Origin of the sequence: Dietzia alimentaria 72 (genome assembly GCF_000226215.1) — a bacterium.
GTDB classification, from domain to species: domain Bacteria; phylum Actinomycetota; class Actinomycetes; order Mycobacteriales; family Mycobacteriaceae; genus Dietzia; species Dietzia alimentaria.
In genome coordinates this window covers 141,371-160,190 of record NZ_AGFF01000008.1, presented here as the reverse complement: position 1 = coordinate 160,190, position 18,820 = coordinate 141,371, and the positions used below count along the sequence as shown (strand labels likewise).

The 18,820-nt window shown below is 67.4% G+C and carries 17 protein-coding genes; 11 read left to right on the top strand and 6 right to left on the bottom strand.

Annotation, left to right across the window (positions count from 1 at the left end; all coding sequences use genetic code 11):
• Positions 1-182 precede the first annotated feature (182 nt).
• On the top strand, positions 183-2,108 hold the full coding sequence (gene asnB / locus ON04_RS05310; RefSeq protein ID WP_010540551.1) for an asparagine synthase (glutamine-hydrolyzing): 1,926 nt from the start codon (positions 183-185) through the stop codon (positions 2,106-2,108).
• A 31-nt stretch (positions 2,109-2,139) separates the two neighbouring features.
• On the opposite strand, the gene ON04_RS05305 is transcribed toward asnB, so the two are convergent.
• A complete protein-coding gene (locus ON04_RS05305) occupies positions 2,140-3,117 on the bottom strand; it encodes a carbohydrate kinase family protein (RefSeq protein ID WP_010540550.1) in 978 nt (325 codons plus the stop codon).
• A gap of 82 nt (positions 3,118-3,199) precedes the next feature.
• On the bottom strand, positions 3,200-3,547 hold the full coding sequence (locus ON04_RS05300) for a HesB/IscA family protein (RefSeq protein WP_010540549.1): 348 nt from the start codon (positions 3,545-3,547) through the stop codon (positions 3,200-3,202).
• A gap of 164 nt (positions 3,548-3,711) precedes the next feature.
• Here ON04_RS05300 and ON04_RS05295 point away from each other — a divergent pair, with 164 nt between their 5' ends.
• The 3 genes from ON04_RS05295 to ON04_RS05285 are packed head-to-tail and all read left to right on the top strand — an operon-like array spanning position 3,712 to position 7,003.
• The gene (locus ON04_RS05295; protein ID WP_010540548.1) at positions 3,712-4,407 is read left to right on the top strand and encodes a DUF3043 domain-containing protein; all 696 of its coding nucleotides are present in this window, start codon (positions 3,712-3,714) and stop codon (positions 4,405-4,407) included.
• A 31-nt stretch (positions 4,408-4,438) separates the two neighbouring features.
• Positions 4,439-6,220, top strand: coding sequence for a nicotinate-nucleotide--dimethylbenzimidazole phosphoribosyltransferase (gene cobT, locus ON04_RS05290; RefSeq protein WP_010540547.1), 1,782 nt, complete (start codon positions 4,439-4,441; stop codon positions 6,218-6,220).
• 39 nt (positions 6,221-6,259) lie between these two features.
• Positions 6,260-7,003 (top strand): adenosylcobinamide-GDP ribazoletransferase, encoded by a 744-nt coding sequence (locus ON04_RS05285; RefSeq protein WP_274376958.1) that lies wholly within the window; start codon positions 6,260-6,262, stop codon positions 7,001-7,003.
• Positions 7,004-7,029: 26 nt separating this feature from the next.
• Here the strand turns inward: ON04_RS05285 and ON04_RS05280 are convergent, their stop codons facing one another.
• Complete coding sequence (locus tag ON04_RS05280) at positions 7,030-8,121, bottom strand: branched-chain amino acid aminotransferase (RefSeq protein ID WP_010540545.1); 1,092 nt, start codon at positions 8,119-8,121, stop codon at positions 7,030-7,032.
• A 31-nt stretch (positions 8,122-8,152) separates the two neighbouring features.
• Positions 8,153-9,265, bottom strand: a complete 1,113-nt coding sequence (gene gcvT / locus ON04_RS05275; protein ID WP_010540544.1) for a glycine cleavage system aminomethyltransferase GcvT — start codon at positions 9,263-9,265, stop codon at positions 8,153-8,155.
• Between the two features lie 135 nt (positions 9,266-9,400).
• On the opposite strand from gcvT, the gene ON04_RS05270 reads away from it, so the two are divergent.
• A complete protein-coding gene (locus ON04_RS05270; protein WP_010540543.1) occupies positions 9,401-10,915 on the top strand; it encodes a leucyl aminopeptidase in 1,515 nt (504 codons plus the stop codon).
• Positions 10,916-10,953: 38 nt separating this feature from the next.
• Here ON04_RS05270 and ON04_RS05265 read toward each other — a convergent pair whose 3' ends face one another.
• Positions 10,954-11,220 (bottom strand): oxidoreductase, encoded by a 267-nt coding sequence (locus ON04_RS05265; protein ID WP_238529240.1) that lies wholly within the window; start codon positions 11,218-11,220, stop codon positions 10,954-10,956.
• A gap of 414 nt (positions 11,221-11,634) precedes the next feature.
• Here ON04_RS05265 and sucB point away from each other — a divergent pair, with 414 nt between their 5' ends.
• The 4 genes from sucB (at position 11,635) to ON04_RS05245 (ending at position 16,097) form a co-directional block, all read left to right on the top strand.
• The gene (gene sucB / locus ON04_RS05260) at positions 11,635-13,500 is read left to right on the top strand and encodes a 2-oxoglutarate dehydrogenase, E2 component, dihydrolipoamide succinyltransferase (protein ID WP_029457795.1); all 1,866 of its coding nucleotides are present in this window, start codon (positions 11,635-11,637) and stop codon (positions 13,498-13,500) included.
• Between the two features lie 85 nt (positions 13,501-13,585).
• Positions 13,586-14,263, top strand: coding sequence for a lipoyl(octanoyl) transferase LipB (lipB, locus tag ON04_RS05255; RefSeq protein WP_010540540.1), 678 nt, complete (start codon positions 13,586-13,588; stop codon positions 14,261-14,263).
• A gap of 21 nt (positions 14,264-14,284) precedes the next feature.
• Positions 14,285-15,295, top strand: coding sequence for a lipoyl synthase (gene lipA, locus ON04_RS05250; protein ID WP_010540539.1), 1,011 nt, complete (start codon positions 14,285-14,287; stop codon positions 15,293-15,295).
• 46 nt (positions 15,296-15,341) lie between these two features.
• Positions 15,342-16,097 carry a DUF4191 domain-containing protein gene (locus ON04_RS05245; protein WP_029457793.1) on the top strand — a complete coding sequence of 252 codons (756 nt, stop codon included), beginning with the start codon at positions 15,342-15,344 and terminating at the stop codon, positions 16,095-16,097.
• Between the two features lie 21 nt (positions 16,098-16,118).
• Here the strand turns inward: ON04_RS05245 and ON04_RS05240 are convergent, their stop codons facing one another.
• Positions 16,119-16,607 (bottom strand): RDD family protein, encoded by a 489-nt coding sequence (locus tag ON04_RS05240; RefSeq protein WP_029457791.1) that lies wholly within the window; start codon positions 16,605-16,607, stop codon positions 16,119-16,121.
• Between the two features lie 218 nt (positions 16,608-16,825).
• On the opposite strand from ON04_RS05240, the gene glnA reads away from it, so the two are divergent.
• Both glnA and ON04_RS05230 read left to right on the top strand, forming a co-directional pair.
• Positions 16,826-18,262: a type I glutamate--ammonia ligase gene (gene glnA, locus ON04_RS05235; protein ID WP_010540536.1), complete on the top strand. Its 1,437-nt coding sequence runs from the start codon at positions 16,826-16,828 to the stop codon at positions 18,260-18,262.
• Positions 18,263-18,401: 139 nt separating this feature from the next.
• Complete coding sequence (locus ON04_RS05230; RefSeq protein ID WP_010540535.1) at positions 18,402-18,818, top strand: hypothetical protein; 417 nt, start codon at positions 18,402-18,404, stop codon at positions 18,816-18,818.
• Positions 18,819-18,820: the final 2 nt, after the last annotated feature.

Genomic DNA, 18,820 nt, shown 5'->3' with positions numbered 1-18,820 from the left:
AAGAGTAGACCACGGCTCTCAGAATGGAAGCCGCGGGTCCGGCATTTCACCCGACTGACCCCCGACACGTCCACGACGACGTCCATGACCACTCGTGCCAGTAGTATTCGAACCCGTCGCGACCCGTCCAGGCGGGTCCGCCGCCCCACCCCCCGAGTTTGGATCGACGAGGTACCCGACGCATGTGTGGCCTGCTTGGTCTCTTGACCCCCGACGGCTCCGCCCGTTCCCACGAGGCACGCGTGCTCGCCGCCATGGGCTGCCAGCGCCACCGCGGCCCGGACGAGGTGGGAACGTGGACCGACGACGACATCGCCTTCGGCTTCAATCGGCTGTCGATCATCGATATCGCGCATTCCCACCAGCCACTCCGCTGGGGCCCGCCTGGACAGCCGGACCGCTACGCACTGGTGTTTAACGGGGAGATCTACAACTACCTCGAACTCCGCGAGGAACTCAGTCGCGAGCACGGCGCCACCTTCGAGACCGAAGGCGACGGCGAGCCCATAGTCGCGGCGTTCCACCACTGGGGTCCGGGCGCGGTCAGCCGACTGCGCGGGATGTTCGCGTTCGCAATCTGGGACACCGTCGAGCGCTCACTTTTCGTCGCCCGTGACCCGTTCGGCATCAAGCCCCTGTACATCGCCACCGGCCCCGGGGGTACCGCATTCGCGAGCGAGAAGAAGTCGATCACAGAACTCGTGGACCTCGTGGTCGTCGACACCTCAATCGACACCCGCGCCCTCCAGCACTACGTCACCCTCCAGTACGTCCCTGAGGACGAGACCCTCACGCGCGGCGTCCGTCGCCTCGAGTCCGGCTGCCACGCCACCCTCACGCCGGGTGCCCCTCCCCTCATCGAGCGGTATTTCGAGCCCACCTTCCCGGTCGTACCTGTCGCCGACGGTGACAGCGAGCGCCGCTACGAGGAGATCGCGACCGCCCTCGAGGACTCCGTCGCCAAGCACATGCGCGCGGACGTCACAGTGGGTTCGTTCCTGTCCGGCGGGATCGACTCCACCGCCATCGCCACCCTGGCCCGCCGCCACAACGAGAACCTGTTGACATTCACCACCGGATTCGAACGCGAGGGTTACTCCGAGGTCGATGTGGCCGCGGAATCCGCCGCGGCGATCGGGGTGGAGCACATAGTCAAGGTGGTCTCCCCCGAGGAGTTCGCCGCCGCGATCCCCGAGATCATCTGGTACCTCGACGAGCCCGTCGCGGATCCCGCCCTCGTCCCTCTCTATTTCGTCGCCCGGGAAGCCCGCAAGCACGTCAAGGTGGTCCTGTCCGGCGAGGGCGCGGATGAGCTGTTCGGGGGCTACACCATCTACAAGGAGCCGCTGTCGCTTGCGCCGTTCGAGAAGATCCCCGGTGGGCTGCGGCGCGCTCTCGGTCGGCTCAGCACCCGAATCCCCGAGGGCACCCGCGGCAAGAGCCTGCTCCACCGCGGCTCGATGAGTCTCGAGGACCGCTACTACGGCAACGCGCGCTCCTTCTCCGAGGATCAGGTCCGCTCAGTCCTGCGCGACTACCGCCCAGAGTGGGGGCACCAGGACGTCACCAGGCCGATCTACGACCGCTCGCGAGGCTGGGATCCCGTGGCCCGCATGCAGCACCTCGACCTGTTCACGTGGCTGCGCGGCGACATCCTGGTCAAGGCGGACAAGGTCACCATGGCCAACTCACTCGAACTGCGAGTGCCCTTCCTCGATCGCGAGGTGTACGAGGTCGCCTCCCGACTGCCACACTCCGAGAAGATCTCGCACGGCACCACCAAGTACGCACTGCGCAAGGCGCTGGAGCGCATCGTCCCTGCCCACGTTCTGCACCGAAAAAAGCTGGGCTTTCCCGTTCCGACCCGCCACTGGCTGGCCGGGCCGGAACTTCATGATTGGGCCCGCGAGCACGTCCTCGCCTCCGGTACCGACGAGTTCATCGACAAGGCCGCGGTCCTGCGGATGCTCGACGAGCACCGGCGCGGCGACTCCGACCACAGCCGCCGGATCTGGACGATGCTGTGCTTCATGATCTGGCACGGCATCTTTGTCGAGGGACGGATCGTCCCGGACATCGAGCAGCGCGACTACCCGGTACGCCTCTAGCGAAGCCCCCGTGGGCCGCGCCGTCAGTAGTTCAGGCCGGCAGGAGCGCGGAGAGTTCCTCGGCCGCCTCGTCGCCGTAGGTGGCCGCCAGACGACGACGCGCGGCCACCGGGTCGATGGTCCACTCCTGGGTTCCGGTGGTTTCCAGCACGTGGGTGGCGATGAGAGCACCGAACTGGGCGGAACGCTCCAGCGACAGCCCGTCGAGGACGCCACTGAGGAATCCGGCGCGGAACGCGTCGCCCACGCCGGTGGGGTCGAGCAGGTTGTCCGAGGGCACGACCCCGACCTCGATCGGCTCGGCGCCCTTCTCCACGATCACGACGCCCTTGCCCCCACGAGTGGTGATGCGGGTTCCCACCTTGGAGTCGAGTTCATCGGCGGTCCAACCGGTTTTGTTTAGCAGCAACTGGTACTCGTACTCGTTGGTGAACAGGTAGCGGGCTCCCTCTACAAGGGCCGCGGACGCGTCACCGTCGAGGAACGCCAGCTGCTGCGAGGGGTCTGCGGCGAAGTCCAAGCCGAGCTCACGACACTCGGCGGTGTGCGAGTTCATGGCGGTCGGGTCGTTGGCGCCGATCAGCACGATTTCCGGGCGTCCGATCCGCTCGACCAGCCGGGCCAGGGAAATGGTGGCGGCCTCACCCATCGCACCGGGATAGAAAGACGCGAGCTGCGCCATCTCGGAGTCGGTGGTGCACACGAAACGCGCGGTGTGCAGCGCGGAGCTGATGTGGACCGCCGAGCAGTCGACGCCGTGACACTCGAGCCAGTCGCGGTACTCGGCGAAATCCTCACCGGCGGCACCCACCAGGTAAGGCTCCCGACCCAACACTCCGAGCGCGAAGGAGATGTTTCCACCGACTCCGCCTCGGCGGATCTGGAGTGAGTCCACCAGGAAGCTCAGCGAGACGTGCGCGAGCTGATCGGGGAGGAGTTGCTCCGAGAAACGACCGGAGAAGTTCATGAGGTGGTCGGAGGCGATGGAACCAGTGATGACTACGGGCATGCCCCAGACAGTAGACGACCCGGACCGATACGTGATCGGTCCGGGTCGTCAGTTCGACCGTGAGGTCGGTTCGACCGTGAGGTCAGTTGAACGAGTCGCCGCAAGCGCACGAACCGGTCGCCTGGGGGTTGTCGATCGTGAAGCCCTGCTTCTCGATGGTGTCGACGAAGTCGATCGACGCACCGGTGAGATATGGGACGCTCATCCGGTCCACGGCGAGCTTGATGCCGTCGAAGTCGTCGATCACGTCACCGTCGAGGGATCGGTCATCGAAGAAGAGCTGGTAGCGCAGTCCGGCGCAGCCGCCGGGCTGGACGGCGATGCGAAGCGAAAGGTCGTCGCGACCTTCCTGGTCGAGCAGGGCCTTTGCCTTGGAGGCGGCGGCGTCGGTGAGCAGTACACCGGTGGCGGTGTTCTCCGCAGTGGTCATGTCGGTTCTCCTTGCGATCCGAGAGGGCTTCGGGACGTCTCGAATATTCCAACGCTTACCGGGGAGTCCTCTATTCCCCGGTACCCGTTCCCGTTCACACGGTACTCCTGCTGCGCCGGATAGGTGAATGTCCTTCGCTCCGGGCGATCGCCTAGCCTGGGGTCGTGAAGTTGCGTGGATTCGGCTCCAGAAACGACCGTCCGGACGAGAACACCTCGGTGACCGGTGAGCGGCCGGAGTCAACCAGCGCTCCCGGGCAGGAGTCCGTCTCCGATGCGCGACGTCCGGCGGGCAAGGGGAAGCCCACCCCGAAGCGCCGTGACCAGGAACGGGCCCGAGGCATGCGTTCGGGTCCGGTCACCGCACCGGTCACCCGCAAGGAGGCCAAGGAACGGCGCAAGGCCGCCCAGGCGAGCATGACCAAGGACGAGCGCAAGGCCGCCAGGGCCCAGGAACGCGAGGCCCGCGAGGAGCGGCGCCAGTTGATGATGGACGGCGACGATCGTTACGTGCTCTCCCGCGACCGCGGTGACATCAGGCGTTTCACCCGCGACTGGGTGGACACACACCGCCGTATCGTCAACTGGTTCATGCCGCTGGCACTGTTCGTGATCGTCTTCCAGCTCCTGCCCAACCCCGAGCTGCGGGAGTTGAGCAGCCTGTTGTTCCTGCTCCTCATCGCGGTGATCGTCGTCGACGGGATCTTCCTCGGCCGCACCATCAACAAGGCCGTTCGCGACCGGTTCCCCGACACCGAGGACACCGGTTTCGGTCTGGGTTGGTATGCGGTCATGCGCGCCACCCAGCCCCGAATGCTCCGCACTCCGCGTCCCCGGGTCCGTCCGGGCGACGCTATCTGACCCCTCGACGTACCCCGGAAGGGCCACCTCCATGCGCCAGCTCGTCCTCGGCGGCACCCGCTCGGGAAAGTCCGCCTATGCCGAGGCCGTGGCCGCCGCGGCCGACACCGAGGTGGTGTACGTCGCCACCGCGCGACGCGACGCCGATGACGCAGAGATGTCAGCCCGTATCGCTGTACACGAGTACCGCAGACCGGAACAGTGGACGACCGTCGAGACGGACGAGGTCTCACGGATCCTCGCGGAGAACCCCTCCGCGACCGTGCTCGTCGATGACCTGGGCGGCTGGCTGACCCGTCGGATGGACGCGACCCTCGGATGGGCCGACGGCGGGGCGGCTGTGGCCGACGACCTCGACCAGCTGGTCGAGGTCGTCGCCGCACACGTCGGCAGAGTCATCCTGGTTTCCCCCGAGGTCGGGCTCGGGATTGTGCCCGACACGCTCGCCGGCCGGGTCTTCTCTGATGTGATCGGTTCGCTCAATCGGCGCCTGGCCGAGGTGTGCGACCGGACGGTCCTCGTCGTCGCGGGTCGCCCCCTCCCCCTGACCGAGGGGGCCGGATCCTCGCCCGTCATTAACGTCGCGGCGACCGGATCCGTCGCGTCTGTAGCGACTGCCGTACCCGTCGCTGCGTCCGCGGGGGCCTCCCCTACCGCCACCGCCGCCGGACCGGGCGGCGAACCGGCCGCGGCCACCCACCCGGCGACGCCGGTCGATACCGCGACGCCGTGCGACTTTCCTGGCCTCGGCGACGTGGCCCACTACGACGATCCGGTCAAGTTCCCTCCGGTCCACCCCCCGTCCCACTCGACGGCTGACGAGGCGCGCGCCCGCCAACTCACGTTGACCAAGCCCGACGGATCGCTGGGTCGGCTCGAAGAGCTGGGCGTGTGGATCTCCTCGTGCCAGGGCGAGTGCCCGCCGCGCCCGCTCGAGCGATCCAGGATCGTGGTGTTCGCGGGTGACCACGGCGTGGCCGAGCACGGCGTCTCCGCGTACCCCCGCGAGGTCACTCTCCAGATGGCGGACAACATCGTCGGCGGGGGCGCCGCGGTATCGGTGCTGGCCCGGCAGTCCCGTGCCACCGTCCGTGTGGCGGATATGGCGATGTCGCAGGAGCGGCCCGGCGGTATCGACGACCACAAGATCCGCCGCTCCAGTGGATCGATCGACCGCGAGGACGCACTCACCGTCGCAGAGGTACGGGCCGCGATCGCCGCGGGACGCCGGATCGCCGACGAGGAGGTGGATTCCGGCGCTGACCTACTCGTCGCCGGCGACCTGGGTATCGGCAATACAACCCCTGCAACAGTGCTGACCTGTTTGGTCACAGGACGCGAGCCGGTCGAGTTGGTCGGACGCGGGACCGGCGTGGACGACGAGGGCTGGATGCGCAAGACCGCAGCGATCCGCGATGCAATGTACCGGGCTTCAGGCGATCTGCGTGATCCCGTGGCCATGCTGCGTAAGGTCGCCGGCGCCGACATCGCCGCGATGGCCGGGTTCCTGGCCCAGGCAGCTGTCCGTAAGACGCCGTGCCTGCTGGACGGCTCTGTCGTCACTTCCGCCGCGCTCATGGCCGAGGCCCTGGCCCCGGGGTCACGCCAGTGGTGGACGGCCGGGCACCGCAGTGCCGAACCCTCCCACTCCGCGGCCCTGACCTACCTGTCCCTCGATCCGGTGCTCGAGCACTCGATGCGACTGGGCGAGGGCAGTGGCGCCGTCGCCGCCCTGCCGGTTATCCACAACGCGATCGCGATCCTCACGGAGATGGCGACCTTCGCCGACGCCGGGGTCAGCGGCAAGGACTGACGGCTCGTGCTGGAAGCGGTGCGTTTGTCCTTCTCGTGGATGACGGTGCTCCCCGTGGGTAACACAGGAATCCCCAGTAGTGGCGCCGCCGGCCGATCTATGACGGCCTTGCCCGTGGTCGGGCTCGTCTGCGGGCTCGTGGCCACCGCACTGGCGCACGGTGCGTACGCGCTGGGTGCCGGGGCGCTGTTGTCGGGGATCGTGGGCATCGCGGCTGTGTTGGCATTGACCCGCGGCATGCACGTCGACGCCCTGGCCGACACCGTCGACGGCCTGGGGTCCTACGCGGGCCCGGGGCGGGCGCTGGAGATCATGCGGTCCGGTTCGATCGGTCCGATGGGCGCGGCCGTGCTCGCCCTCACCCTTCTCGCCGAGGTCGCCGCACTGGGCGCACTGGTCGGTTCGGGAGCCTGGCTCGCTCCTGTCTCAGCCTTTGTCCTGTCCCGCTGCCTGCCCATCATCCTGCTCCGTCGGGGTGTTCCGGCCGCCACGAACACCGGGTTCGGGGCGCTCGTAGCGGGGTCACAATCCCGCGTCGCCGTCGTCGGTGCCGGTCTGCTGTGTACAGCCGCGGGGGCCGGACTCGCCGGGACGGCAGCCGTCCACGGCCGGTGGTGGATCGCCGCGGGGGGCGCGGCAATCGGCCTCGCGGCCTATCTCATCGCCGCCGGAGTCACCCGGCATGTGGTGCGCCGACTCGGGGGCGTCAACGGCGACATCCTGGGCGCGGCCATCGAAACGGGAACGGCGGCGACTCTCCTCGCCGCCGTTCTCCTGCTCTGACCGACGCCAGGATCGCGCCGGGGCGGTCAGACCAGGGTGGTCATCCAGCCGAACGGGTCCTCCACAGACCCGCGCTGGATGCCGGTAAGGGTCTCGCGCAGACGCATGGTCACCGCTCCGGGCCCACCGTCACCGACGGTGTAGCCGCCTTCGGCGTGCTGCACCGAACCGACGGGAGTGATGACCGCCGCCGTACCGCAGGCGAAGACCTCGGAGATCGCGCCCGAAGCCACTCCGGCCTCCCACTCATCCACGGCGACCTTACGCTCGGTCACGCGGTAGCCGAGATGACGGGAGAGCGTCAGCAGGCTGTCACGGGTGACGCCCGGCAGCAGTGAGCCGGACAATTCCGGGGTCACGATCTCGGCATCGTCGCCGGTGCCCAGGACGAAGAACAGGTTCATCCCGCCCATCTCCTCGACGTATTTGCGCTCGATCGCGTCCAGCCAGACCACCTGGTCGCAGCCCCTCAGGGTGGCCTGCTCCTGTGCGCGCAGAGACGCCGCGTAGTTTCCGCCGAACTTGGCGGCGCCGGTGCCGCCCGGGCTGGCGCGGACGTACTCGGTGCTCAACCACACGCTGACAGGGGCCACGCCGCGGGCGAAGTAGGCACCGGCGGGCGAGGCGATGACGGAGTACAGATATTCCCCGGCCGGGCGCACGCCGAGTCCGATCTCCGTGGCGATCATGAAGGGACGTAGGTAGAGGGACTCCTCGCCACCAGCGGCAGGAACCCAGTCGCGGTCAATCTCCACGATCTGCCGAAGTGACTCCATGAACAACTCCTCGGGGAGCTGCGGCATCGCGAGTCGCTCCGCGGAGCGGTTGAAGCGGGCCGCGTTCTGCTCGGGCCGGAACGAGGCGATGGAGTCGTCCGCCTGCCGATAGGCCTTGAGCCCCTCGAAGATCGTCTGGGCATAGTGCAGAACCACTGCCGAGGGGTCGATGGAGAACGGCGCGTACGCCTCGACGACGGGGGTACCCCACCGTCCGTCTGCGTACGGGAGGGTCACCATGTGGTCGGTGAAGTACTGGCCGAACCCGGGGGCGGCAAGGATTGCGTCACGCTCATCGGCGGACCGTGGGGCGGCCGAGGGGCGGATGTCGAACTGGAACATGTGCGTCTCGTTCCTGGAAGAAGTGGCGGGGTCAGCGGGTGCGGATCTCGACGAGGGGCGGTACCGAGAGGCGGCACGGTACCTCTCGTCCGCGTACGTCCACCACCACGTCGTCGCCCTTCTTCAGCCCCGCGTCCAACTGGATGAACGCCAGGGCGATGCCCGTCCTGAGCGTGGGCGAGAACGTCCCCGAGCTGGTGATTCCCACGTCGCGACCGCCGGCGCGCACCGTCTGGCCGGCGCGGAGGATTCCCCGACCGGTGACCTGGAGTGCGTAGACGCGGCGGGCGGGGCCGGCCTCCTTCTGGCGGAGCAGTTCCTCCCGGCCCCAGAACGACGGCTTGTCCCACCCGATGGCCCAGGCGCAGCGGGCCTCGAGCGGGCTGAGGTCGACGGACAGCTCGTTACCGTGGAGCGGATAGCCTGCCTCGGTACGCAGCGAGTCGCGGGCTCCGAGTCCGCAGAGCGCGCCCTCGCGGGCGAGGACCTGCTCGGCGAGCGCGTCCCAGACGGCGCCGGCATGATCCCAGGCGGGCAGGACCTCGAATCCGTACTCGCCGGTGTACCCGGTCCGACAGATGCGGACGGGATGACCGCCGAAATCGGCGTCCACGTAGGCCATGTAGTCCAGGTCGGTCGGTAGGCCGAGGGCGGTGAGGACCTCGCCGGACTCCGGACCCTGGACCGCGAGCACGGCATGCGAACGGTGCTCGTCGGCGACGGTGATCCCGGGTGCCCGTTCCGTGGCCGCCTGCTGGAGCAGCCGGACGACCTCGGCGGTGTTGGAGGCGTTGGGGATGAGAAAGATCTCCTCGTCGGAGACGCGGTAGGCGATGAGGTCGTCGACAACTCCCCCGCTGGCGTTGCAGCACAGCGTGTACTGCGCACTGCCGGCCGAGATCCGGTCGATGTCGTTGGTGAAGCAGGTGTTGACGAACTCGGCGGCGCCGGGGCCGCTCACGCGGGCCTTGCCGAGGTGGCTGACGTCGAACAGTCCGACTGACGTGCGCGTGGCTGTGTGTTCGGCGACCGTGCCCGTGTACTGGACGGGCATCGACCATCCACCGAAGGGTGCGAATGTCGCGCCCGCCTCCACGTGGCGCGAGTGCAGCGGCCCCTCGTAGAGGTCTCCGGTGTCTGTCATATCGCCACTCCTCGGGCTCTCACGTACGGCTGGGATCCCACGTTAGTCGATAGACTGTGGTGCCCTTCCCGTGGCGGTCATGCCGCACGGGTCAGGCTGATCCGTTATGTTCCCGCCGAGCCCCAGGAGCGCTTCATGCCGACCGCGCAGTCGATCCTCACCCACAATCCGGACCTCGCCGTGATCGAGGCGGTCACGTCACTTGTCGAGTCCGAGGTGGTGGTGGTCGGTATCTCCGCGGCCGCTGACGCCGGCAAGGACTCGGTTCCGGTCGTCGTGGCCCCTGGCCTGGACAGCGACGCGGCGTCGTCGGTGACTGATGTGGCCCACGCCGTCGGTGCGTCCACCAAGGTCGGGTCCACAGCTCGCGTCCAGGCGCCCGAGGGCCTCCCGGGGCGGTCCATGGTGCTGGTCGGCCTGGGCTCCGCCACCGATGAGGTGACCGATGAGACCCTGCGTCGCGCCGCCGGTGCCGCCGCGCGTGCGTGCCGTGGCCTCGGGAGTGCGCTGGTACTGCTGGACGGCGCGCGCGCCGAGGTGGTGGCACTGGGCGCCGCTCTGGGATCGTTCCGGCCCGCGAAGGTCACCGCGAAAAACGAGAACGACGACAACCCGACTGACTCACTGAGGGTGTTCGTATCCGGGGACGGCGCTGATGCGGTGGCCCGCGCCCGCACCATCGCGGAGTGTGTCGGCCTCGCACGCGACCTCGTCAACACCCCACCCAACCTCCTGTTCCCCGGATCATTCGCGGACCGCGCCGCCACGCTCGGGCGCGAGGCGGGCCTCGAGGTGGAGGTCCTGGACGAGGCCGCGCTGGCAGACGGCGGCTTCGGCGGCATCCTCGCGGTGGGCGGCGGTTCGTCCCGTGGGCCGCGTCTGGTGCGCATGACCCACCGGGGCGGAGAGGGCCGTCCGACCGTGGCACTGGTGGGCAAGGGCGTCACGTTCGACACGGGAGGCATCTCCATCAAGCCTGCTGCCGGCATGGAGCAGATGACCATGGACATGGGCGGGGCGGCGGCCGTGGTGGCCACCGTGATCCTGGCCGCGCGTCTCGGTGTGGACCTCAACGTGGTGGCGACCGTGCCGATGGCGGAGAACATGCCTTCTGCGACCGCGTACCGTCCGGGCGATGTCCTGAAGATGTACGGCGGCACCACGGTGGAGGTGCAGAACACCGATGCCGAGGGTCGACTGATCCTGGCCGACGCGATCGTCCGCGCCTGCGAGGACTCGCCGTCGCACCTCATCGACACCGCCACCCTGACGGGTGCGCAGATGGTGGCGCTGGGTAAGAAGACCCCGGGAGTCATGGGCACCGACGAGTTCCGCGACCGGGTCTCCGAACTTAGCCGCGAGGTGGGCGAGGGCGGCTGGCCGATGCCACTGCCCGAGGAGCTGCGCGACGGTCTCGACTCGGAGGTCGCCGACCTCACCAACGTCACGCCGCACCGGTGGGGCGGAATGCTATCCGCGGGACTGTTCCTGCGGGAATTCGTGGCCGAGGGCGTCCAGTGGGCGCACGTGGACATCGCCGGCCCTGCATATAACGACGGCGGCGCCGAGGGCTACATCCCCAAGGGCGCCACCGGCGTCCCGGTCCGCACCCTGCTGGCGGTCCTTGAAGACATCGCCTCGGCGAACTGAGCCGCCTCGTCGGTTCAGTTCTCCGCCCGGCTGGTCCGCTAGCGCCCGTCTGCTTCGCGAATCCGTTCGCGGAGCCGGCGGGCGCTTTCGCGTCTCTCCCGCTTGATGCGGACCTCTTCGTAATCGCGCATCCGTTGCGGGTAGCCGTAGACCGCCGCGTCCACGAGGGGAATCTTCAGTTCGGCCGCGATCTTGCGCGCTGTTCGCACATCCCCGACGGGACGCCGCGTCCACTCACCGTCGAACGCCACCAGGCACAGTCCGGGAACAGAGACGAGTGTCTCGGGTTCCAGAAACGCCTCCACCCCCACCCGAGTGCGGCACCACCGGCGAAAGTGGTCGAGGTCGGCTGGGTCCGCGGGTATGCGGGGACCCCGAAGGCCGAAAAGGTCGCGTATCCCCACCGTCGTTCTCCTCCCATCGGCCCCCCGTCCGGGGTGGGGCCGATCATGCGCTGCGATTCTACCGAGCGCCGGTAACGATGTTCGTGCACGATCACCGGTACGTTCGCGCTCCGGCCCGGCACCGGATCGGGGCGTCCTCCGACACCGACCAGTGGCAGAGGGCACAATGGACGACGATCACCCGTGAGGTACGCCACCGCGGCCCGTCCCGGATGGTTCGACGAACAGATAGTTGCCCAATAAATGACGCCGCTCACCGCGGGCGCTGACCGCGCCGGGGACGGCGCAGACACACTCTCGAGGAGTCACAACACCATGGCCTTCTCCGTACAGATGCCGGCTCTCGGTGAATCCGTCAGCGAGGGGACAGTCACCCGCTGGCTCAAAAAGGAGGGGGACACGGTCGAGGTCGACGAGCCCTTGCTTGAGGTCTCGACCGACAAGGTCGACACCGAGATCCCCTCCCCCGCCGCGGGAACCCTGAAGAAGATCGTCGCCGAAGAAGACGAGACCGTCGAGATCGGCGGAGAACTCGCGATCATCGACGACGGCTCCGGGGACGACTCCAGCTCCGACGACTCCGACTCCTCCGCTGAGCAGGATGAGCCCGAGGCAGAAGCCGACGAGGCCGACGAAGCACCGTCCGACGACGATTCCGCCGACGAGCCCGCTGAGGACGAGCCCGCCCCGCCCAAGAAGTCCTCCGGCAGCTCCGGAGGCGGCAAGGGCACCGACGTGACCATGCCCGAACTCGGCGAATCCGTCACCGAGGGCACCATCACCAAATGGCTCAAGGCCGTCGGCGACACCGTCGAGATCGACGAACCCCTACTCGAGGTCTCCACCGATAAGGTCGACACCGAGATCCCCTCCCCCGTCGCCGGCACCATCCAGAAGATCGTCGCCGAAGAAGACGAGACCGTCGACGTCGGCGCCACCCTCGCAGTAATCGGCGACGGCTCCGGGGACGACTCCAACTCCGACGACTCCGACACCGACGACAACGACGAGCCAGCGGAGACGACCGAGAAGGAAGAATCCTCCGCGAGGTCCGAACGGGCCCAGGGTGACGCCACCGACGCGGCCGGCGACGACAAGCAAGCCGACAAAGCCGGCGACACACCGGAGCAGGAGAAGAAGTCCGCGGACAAGGCAAAGGCGAAGGCTGACAGCTCGAAGCCCTCCGGGTCCGGCGTGCAGAAGCGGGCCGAACCCGCCGCTGCCGCCAAGGCCGGCACCTCGCCGTACGTGACTCCGCTGGTGCGCAAGCTGGCGCAGGAACACGGCGTGGACCTGGACTCGATCAAGGGCACCGGTATCGGTGGACGCATCCGCAAGCAGGACGTGCTGGCCGCGGCCGAGGGCTCCGGTGCGGAAAGCAGCCCCGAGGCTCCCGCCGAGAAGAAGGCCCCCACCTCCGGCGGCCCGTCCACTGCTGGCGTGCGGCCCGAGCTCGCCGAGCTGCGTGGAACAACTAAGAAGGCGAACCGTATCCGCAAGGTCACGGCTCGTATCACCCGGGATTCGCTGCAGACAAGCGCTCAGCTCACCCAGGTCTTCGAGGTGGACATGACCCGCGTGGCGCTGCTCCGTGGCCAGGTCAAGGAGCAGTTCGCCGACAAGCACGGCGTCAAGCTCACCTACCTGCCGTTCTACGCGAAGGCTGTGGTCGAGGCCCTGGTTTCGCATCCGAACGTCAACGCGTCCTACGACGAGGACGCCAACGAGATCACCTACCACGGTGAGGTGAACCTCGGCATCGCCGTGGACACCGAAGCCGGGCTGCTCTCTCCTGTCATCAAGAACGCCCAGGACATGGATATTCCTGCTCTGACCAAGGCGATCATCGACTTGGCGGATCGAGCACGCTCGTCCAAGCTCACGCCGGACGATCTCTCGGGTGGCACGTTCACCATCACCAATATCGGGAGCGAGGGCGCGCTCTTCGACACCCCGATCCTCGTCCCGCCGCAGGCGGCGATGCTGGGCACCGGTGCGATCGTGCGTCGCCCCGTGGTGGACACAGATGACGAGGGCGAGTCGATCGCCATCCGGTCCATGGGGTTCATGCCCATGACGTACGACCATCGATTGATCGACGGCGCGGACGCCGGCCGCTTCCTGACCACGGTCAAGGATCGGCTGGAGAAGGCGGAGTTCGAGGGCGACCTCGGGCTGTAATCGCCGGCCGTCACAGGCGGGGCGCTCTCCTACCGGGAGGGCGCCCCGTCGTCGTCCGCCGAGCAATCGGCCTAGTCTGGATCGCATGTCGCACCACGGTCAGTCCCTGCGCCAGGATCCAACCGCCCCGAAAATCCGTCGGCTCGGCGCGGTCGAGTACACGCCCGCCTGGGAATTGCAGCGCACCCTCGCGCAGGAGCGCGCGGACGGCGTCCGCGGGGACACCGTCCTGTTGCTCGAGCACCCCGCCACGTACACGGCGGGCAAGCGCACGGAGCCCGGGGACCGTCCCACGGACGGCACGCCTGTGGTGGACGTGGACCGTGGCGGTCGGATCACCTGGCACGGCCCCGGACAACTCGTTGGCTACCCCATCATCGCGCTGACGGACCCGATCGACGTGGTCGAATACGTCCGCAGAGTGGAGCAGGCGCTCATCGCCACCTGCGCCCATTTCGGGGTTGAGGCCGGCCGGGTCGAAGGCCGGTCGGGGGTGTGGTGCGCGGCCTCCGGCGGGCGCCCCGAGCGGAAGATCGCCGCGATCGGCATCCGAGTCCAGCGAGGCGTGACAATGCACGGATTTTCACTTAACTGCGACTGCGACCTCGGCGCATTCTCACGGATCGTGCCGTGCGGGATCGTTGACGCCGGTGTCACCTCGCTCAGCGCGGAGCTCGGTCGGACGGTGACCGTGTCCGACGTACTGGACCAGGTTTCCTCCGACCTGGTGGAGGCCCTCGACGGCACGCTGCCCGTCTCGTGATTCGCGCGTAGGCTGACAGGCGTGACTGTGACACCCGAGGGCCGCAAACTGCTTCGTATCGAGGCACGTAACGCCGAGACGCCGATCGAACGCAAACCATCGTGGATACGGACGCGGGCAACCATGGGGCCCGAGTACAAGGAACTCAAGAGTCTGGTCAAGACCGGCGGCCTTCACACCGTGTGCGAGGAGGCCGGATGTCCCAACATCTACGAATGTTGGGAAGACCGGGAGGCCACCTTCCTCATCGGTGGCGAACAGTGCACCCGCCGTTGTGACTTCTGTCAGATCGACACCGGCAAACCCACGGCGCTAGACCGTGACGAGCCCCGGCGGGTGGCCGAGTCTGTTCGCGAGATGGGTCTTCGTTATTCGACCATCACCGGTGTGGCACGTGACGACCTCGCCGACGGCGGCGCGTGGCTGTACGCGGAGACCGTCCGCAAGATCCACGAACTCAACCCCAACACAGGGGTGGAGAACCTCATCCCCGACTTCAACGGAAACCCCGACCAGTTGGCCGAGGTGTTCGAGTCACGCCCCGAGGTGCTGGCACACAACCTGGAGACCGTCCCGCGGATCTTCAAGCGGATCCGGCCCGCGTTCCGGTTCGATCGATCTCTCGATGTGATCCGCGCGGCCCGTGACTTCGGTCTGGTGACCAAGTCCAACCTCATCCTCGGCATGGGCGAGACCTCCGAGGAGATCGTGGACGCGATGAAGGATCTGCACTCGGCGGGGTGCGACATCCTCACGATCACGCAATACCTGCGGCCCAGCCCGTTGCACCATCCGATCGACCGCTGGGTCAAGCCCGAGGAGTTCGTGGAACTATCCGACCAGGCACGTGAGATCGGGTTCGCCGGTGTGATGGCCGGCCCGCTTGTCCGGTCCTCGTACCGCGCCGGCCGTCTCTACGTGCAGGCGCTCGACCATCGCGGACAGGAAGTTCCGGAGCACCTCGCTCAGCTCAAGACCGGCGGAGCTGCTTCTCAGGAAGCCTCGAGCGTCCTCGCGCGCACCCGCGCCTGACCCCGCGGTTCCCGGACAAGGGCCGGTGCCACGTATCCTGATCGGCATGGCGAAGAGCGAGGTCAGCAAGGCGGACAAGAAGACGGCCCGGGCCGCACGACGGGCGGCGGGCAAGGAACAACGCGGCCAGATGTGGCAGGCGTTGAAGATCCAGTCCCAGGAGGACAAGCTCCTCTGGCCACTGTTGATCGGTGCGGTCGTGCTCTCGATCGTGGTGTTCTTCTTCATCGGTTCACTGTGGGGCGGCCAGTGGTGGATGCTTCCGCTCGGGTTGCTCGTCGGCTTGATGGCGGCGATGTTCATCTTCTCCCGCCGCGTGCAGAACACAGTGTTCGGCAAGGCCGAGGGACAGCCGGGTGCAGCCGCGTGGGCCCTCGACCAGCTGCGCTCCGGCTGGCGGGTCAACCAGGCGGTCGCCGCCACCACGAGCTTCGACGCCGTACACATGGTCGTGGGTCGGTGCGGCATCGTGCTGGTCGGTGAGGGCCAGCCACACCGGCTCAAGCCGCTCATCTCGCAGCAGAAGAAGAAGATCGCCCGCGTTGTGGGCGACACCCCGATCTACGAGTTGATCGTGGGTGACGAGGAGGGCGCGACCCCCGAGCAGGTGCCGCTACGCAAGCTCACCCGCCGTCTGACCCGCTACCCGATGAACATCAGTCGGCAGAAGGTTGATGCTCTGGACACCCGACTGCGGGCGCTGTCCACCAAGACCGGGCTGCAGAACCAGATGCCCAAGGGGCCGATTCCCAAGGGTGCGAAAGTCCGCAACATCCAGCGAAGCGCTCGTCGCCGCGGCTGATCACCTCCGGCTCGATGACCGTCAGCGGGTGCGGATGAGTGCCGTTCCCGTGGCCCGGTCGTGCATTCCGCGGCCGTCCTCGTCCTGGATCAGCGGGGGAAGCAGGAAGAAGATGAACAGGACCCGGACTACCGCGCGTCCTGCTCCCACCCGCTCCTCCGCGTCAATGCGAGCAGTCCCGATGCCGACGATGGCCTGACCCGGAGTCTGCGCGAACAGCCACACGCAGACTGCACCCGCGGCGCCCCAGACCACCGGTACCGCCCAGCTGGAGACTCCGGCAAACGAGTCACCACCGAGCAGTTGTGGACCGCCTAGTGTCACCACCAGCCCTACCACGGCGTAGGCGAGGAGCCAGTCCACGATCAGCGCTCCAAACCGAACCCCCAGAGGCGCCAGCGAGCCCTCGCCGTACTGCGGCAGTCCCAGTCTCTCGCCCTTGTACGCCTGCTCCACTCCGCCACCCGCCGAGGTGGGTCCGGAAAGCCACGATCCCGCTACTTCACGCATACCACCAAGGGTAGCCCGCGACGTTCCGCTCCCCATGTCAGCGGTGGCGCACCCCGGGCTACTAGGCTTGCCCCATTGGGAGGGACACCCCCGGCCCGCCGCGTAACACCGACGAAACATCCGCTTGACGGCCGGGCAACACCTCGCCCATATCGTGAGGTCACCGCACGACGGAAGACACAGGTTTTCCGTTGCACTTCAGAGACGAGGAGCGAATCGTGGCATTCTCCACTCCGGATGAGGTCATCAAGTTCATCAAGGATGAGGGCGTCGAGTACATCGACATCCGATTCACCGACATGCCGGGGGCTGAGCAGCACTTCACGATCGCCGCCGCGGCGTTCGACGAGGACATGATCGAGGAAGGTCTGGCATTCGACGGATCGTCGATTCGCGGATTCCAGTCGATCCACGAGTCGGACATGATGCTCCTGCCGGACATCTCGACCGCGCTGATCGACCCCTTCCGCAAAGCCAAAACACTCAATATCAGCTGCTTCGTCCACGATCCGTTCACCCGGGAGGCGTACAGCCGCGATCCGCGCAACGTCGCGCGTAAGGCGGAGGAATACCTGATCTCCACCGGTATCGCCGACACCTGCTTCTTTGGCGCCGAGGCAGAGTTCTTCGTCTTTGATTCCGTCCGCTACGGCTCCGGCACCAACCACGGGTTCTACGAGGTCGACTCCATCTCCGGCCACTGGAATACAGGGGCGAGGCAGGAGGCCGACGGGTCCCCCAACCTGGGCTACAAAGTCAGGGCCAAGGGTGGGTACTTCCCCGTCGCCCCGTACGACCATTACGTGGACCTCCGCGACGAGATGTCGACCAACCTCACCAACGCCGGCTTCGAACTCGAGCGCCTGCACCACGAGGTGGGCACGGGCGGCCAGCAGGAGATCAACTACAAGTTCAACACGCTGCTGCACGCCGCCGATGATGTGCAGCTGTTCAAGTACATCATCAAGAACACCGCCTGGCAGAACGGCAAGTCGGCCACGTTCATGCCCAAGCCGCTCTTCGGTGACAACGGGTCCGGTATGCACGCCCACCAGTCGCTGTGGAAGGACGGCCAGCCGCTGTTCCACGACGAGTCTGGCTACGCGGGACTGTCAGATATGGCTCGCCACTACATCGGTGGCATCCTGCACCACGCTCCGTCGCTGCTGGCGTTCACCAACCCCACCATCAACTCGTACCACCGCCTGGTGCCCGGTTACGAGGCGCCGATCAACCTTGTGTACTCGCAGCGCAACCGTTCGGCCTGTGTCCGCATCCCGATCACCGGCAACAACCCCAAGGCCAAGCGCATCGAGTTCCGTTGCCCGGATTCCTCAGGTAACCCGTATTTCGCGTTCGCCGCGATGATGATGGCGGGGCTCGACGGCGTGAAGAACAAGATCGAGCCGTTGGACCCGGTCGACAAGGACCTGTACGAGCTCCCGCCGGAGGAGGCCTCGGACATCCCGCAGGCACCAACCTCTCTGGGGGCCGTCATCGATCGTCTCGAGGGAGACCACGAGTACCTCACCGAGGGGGGCGTGTTCACCGAGGACCTGATCGACAACTGGATCTCGTACAAGCGCGATCACGAGATTGCGCCGATCGCCCTGCGCCCACACCCCCACGAATTCGAGCTCTACTACGATTGCTGACCCCGGACCGGTACGCCCGGATCACCTGAATCGCCTAAACGCCCCGGCCACCACGGCCGGGGCGTTTACGGTTGGATCAGGCGGCGGACGAGAGCATAGCTCGCAGCCGGTCGGCGCAGCAGGAAGGGGCCGGGGCAACATGGATACGGACGCGGACGGAATCGACTTCCGGAGCTCGTCTCCCCGGGCCCGCCCACTCAAAGTGGTGGCGGCGGCGTTGGACCCCGAGCACGAGCAGGACGCTGCACGCGAGGGTCAGGGCTACCCGGTAATGCTCAAGCTGTCCCGGGTCTTGGATCCCGAGGAGGCGCGACTCATCCTCGAGCGCAATCCGTTCCTGCACGCCTCAGCCGGTTCGCGCAAGCTCATCGCCATGGGCACCTCCGTCGAGACCCTGCGCGAGCAGAAGGACCGCCTCCAGCTCCTGCTCGCGGAAGTCGAGGCCGACGCACTCGCAGAGCAGGCCCGTCGCCGCATGGAAAAGCATCGCGAGACGGAGCTGAGGGCCACTGAACTGCGGCGTCGAAATGAGGTGCTCGGCGAGATCGAGTGGTAGCC

Coding starts and splice junctions, on each gene's coding strand:
- asnB (WP_010540551.1), top strand. CDS start 183: ATGTGTGGCCTGCTTGGTCTCTTGACCCCCGACGGCTCCGCCCGTTCC.
- ON04_RS05305 (WP_010540550.1), bottom strand. CDS start 3,117: ATGCCCGTAGTCATCACTGGTTCCATCGCCTCCGACCACCTCATGAAC.
- ON04_RS05300 (WP_010540549.1), bottom strand. CDS start 3,547: ATGACCACTGCGGAGAACACCGCCACCGGTGTACTGCTCACCGACGCC.
- cobT (WP_010540547.1), top strand. CDS start 4,439: ATGCGCCAGCTCGTCCTCGGCGGCACCCGCTCGGGAAAGTCCGCCTAT.
- ON04_RS05285 (WP_274376958.1), top strand. CDS start 6,260: ATGACGGTGCTCCCCGTGGGTAACACAGGAATCCCCAGTAGTGGCGCC.
- ON04_RS05280 (WP_010540545.1), bottom strand. CDS start 8,121: ATGTTCCAGTTCGACATCCGCCCCTCGGCCGCCCCACGGTCCGCCGAT.
- gcvT (WP_010540544.1), bottom strand. CDS start 9,265: ATGACAGACACCGGAGACCTCTACGAGGGGCCGCTGCACTCGCGCCAC.
- ON04_RS05270 (WP_010540543.1), top strand. CDS start 9,401: ATGCCGACCGCGCAGTCGATCCTCACCCACAATCCGGACCTCGCCGTG.
- sucB (WP_029457795.1), top strand. CDS start 11,635: ATGGCCTTCTCCGTACAGATGCCGGCTCTCGGTGAATCCGTCAGCGAG.
- lipB (WP_010540540.1), top strand. CDS start 13,586: ATGTCGCACCACGGTCAGTCCCTGCGCCAGGATCCAACCGCCCCGAAA.
- ON04_RS05245 (WP_029457793.1), top strand. CDS start 15,342: ATGGCGAAGAGCGAGGTCAGCAAGGCGGACAAGAAGACGGCCCGGGCC.
- ON04_RS05240 (WP_029457791.1), bottom strand. CDS start 16,607: ATGCGTGAAGTAGCGGGATCGTGGCTTTCCGGACCCACCTCGGCGGGT.
- ON04_RS05230 (WP_010540535.1), top strand. CDS start 18,402: ATGGATACGGACGCGGACGGAATCGACTTCCGGAGCTCGTCTCCCCGG.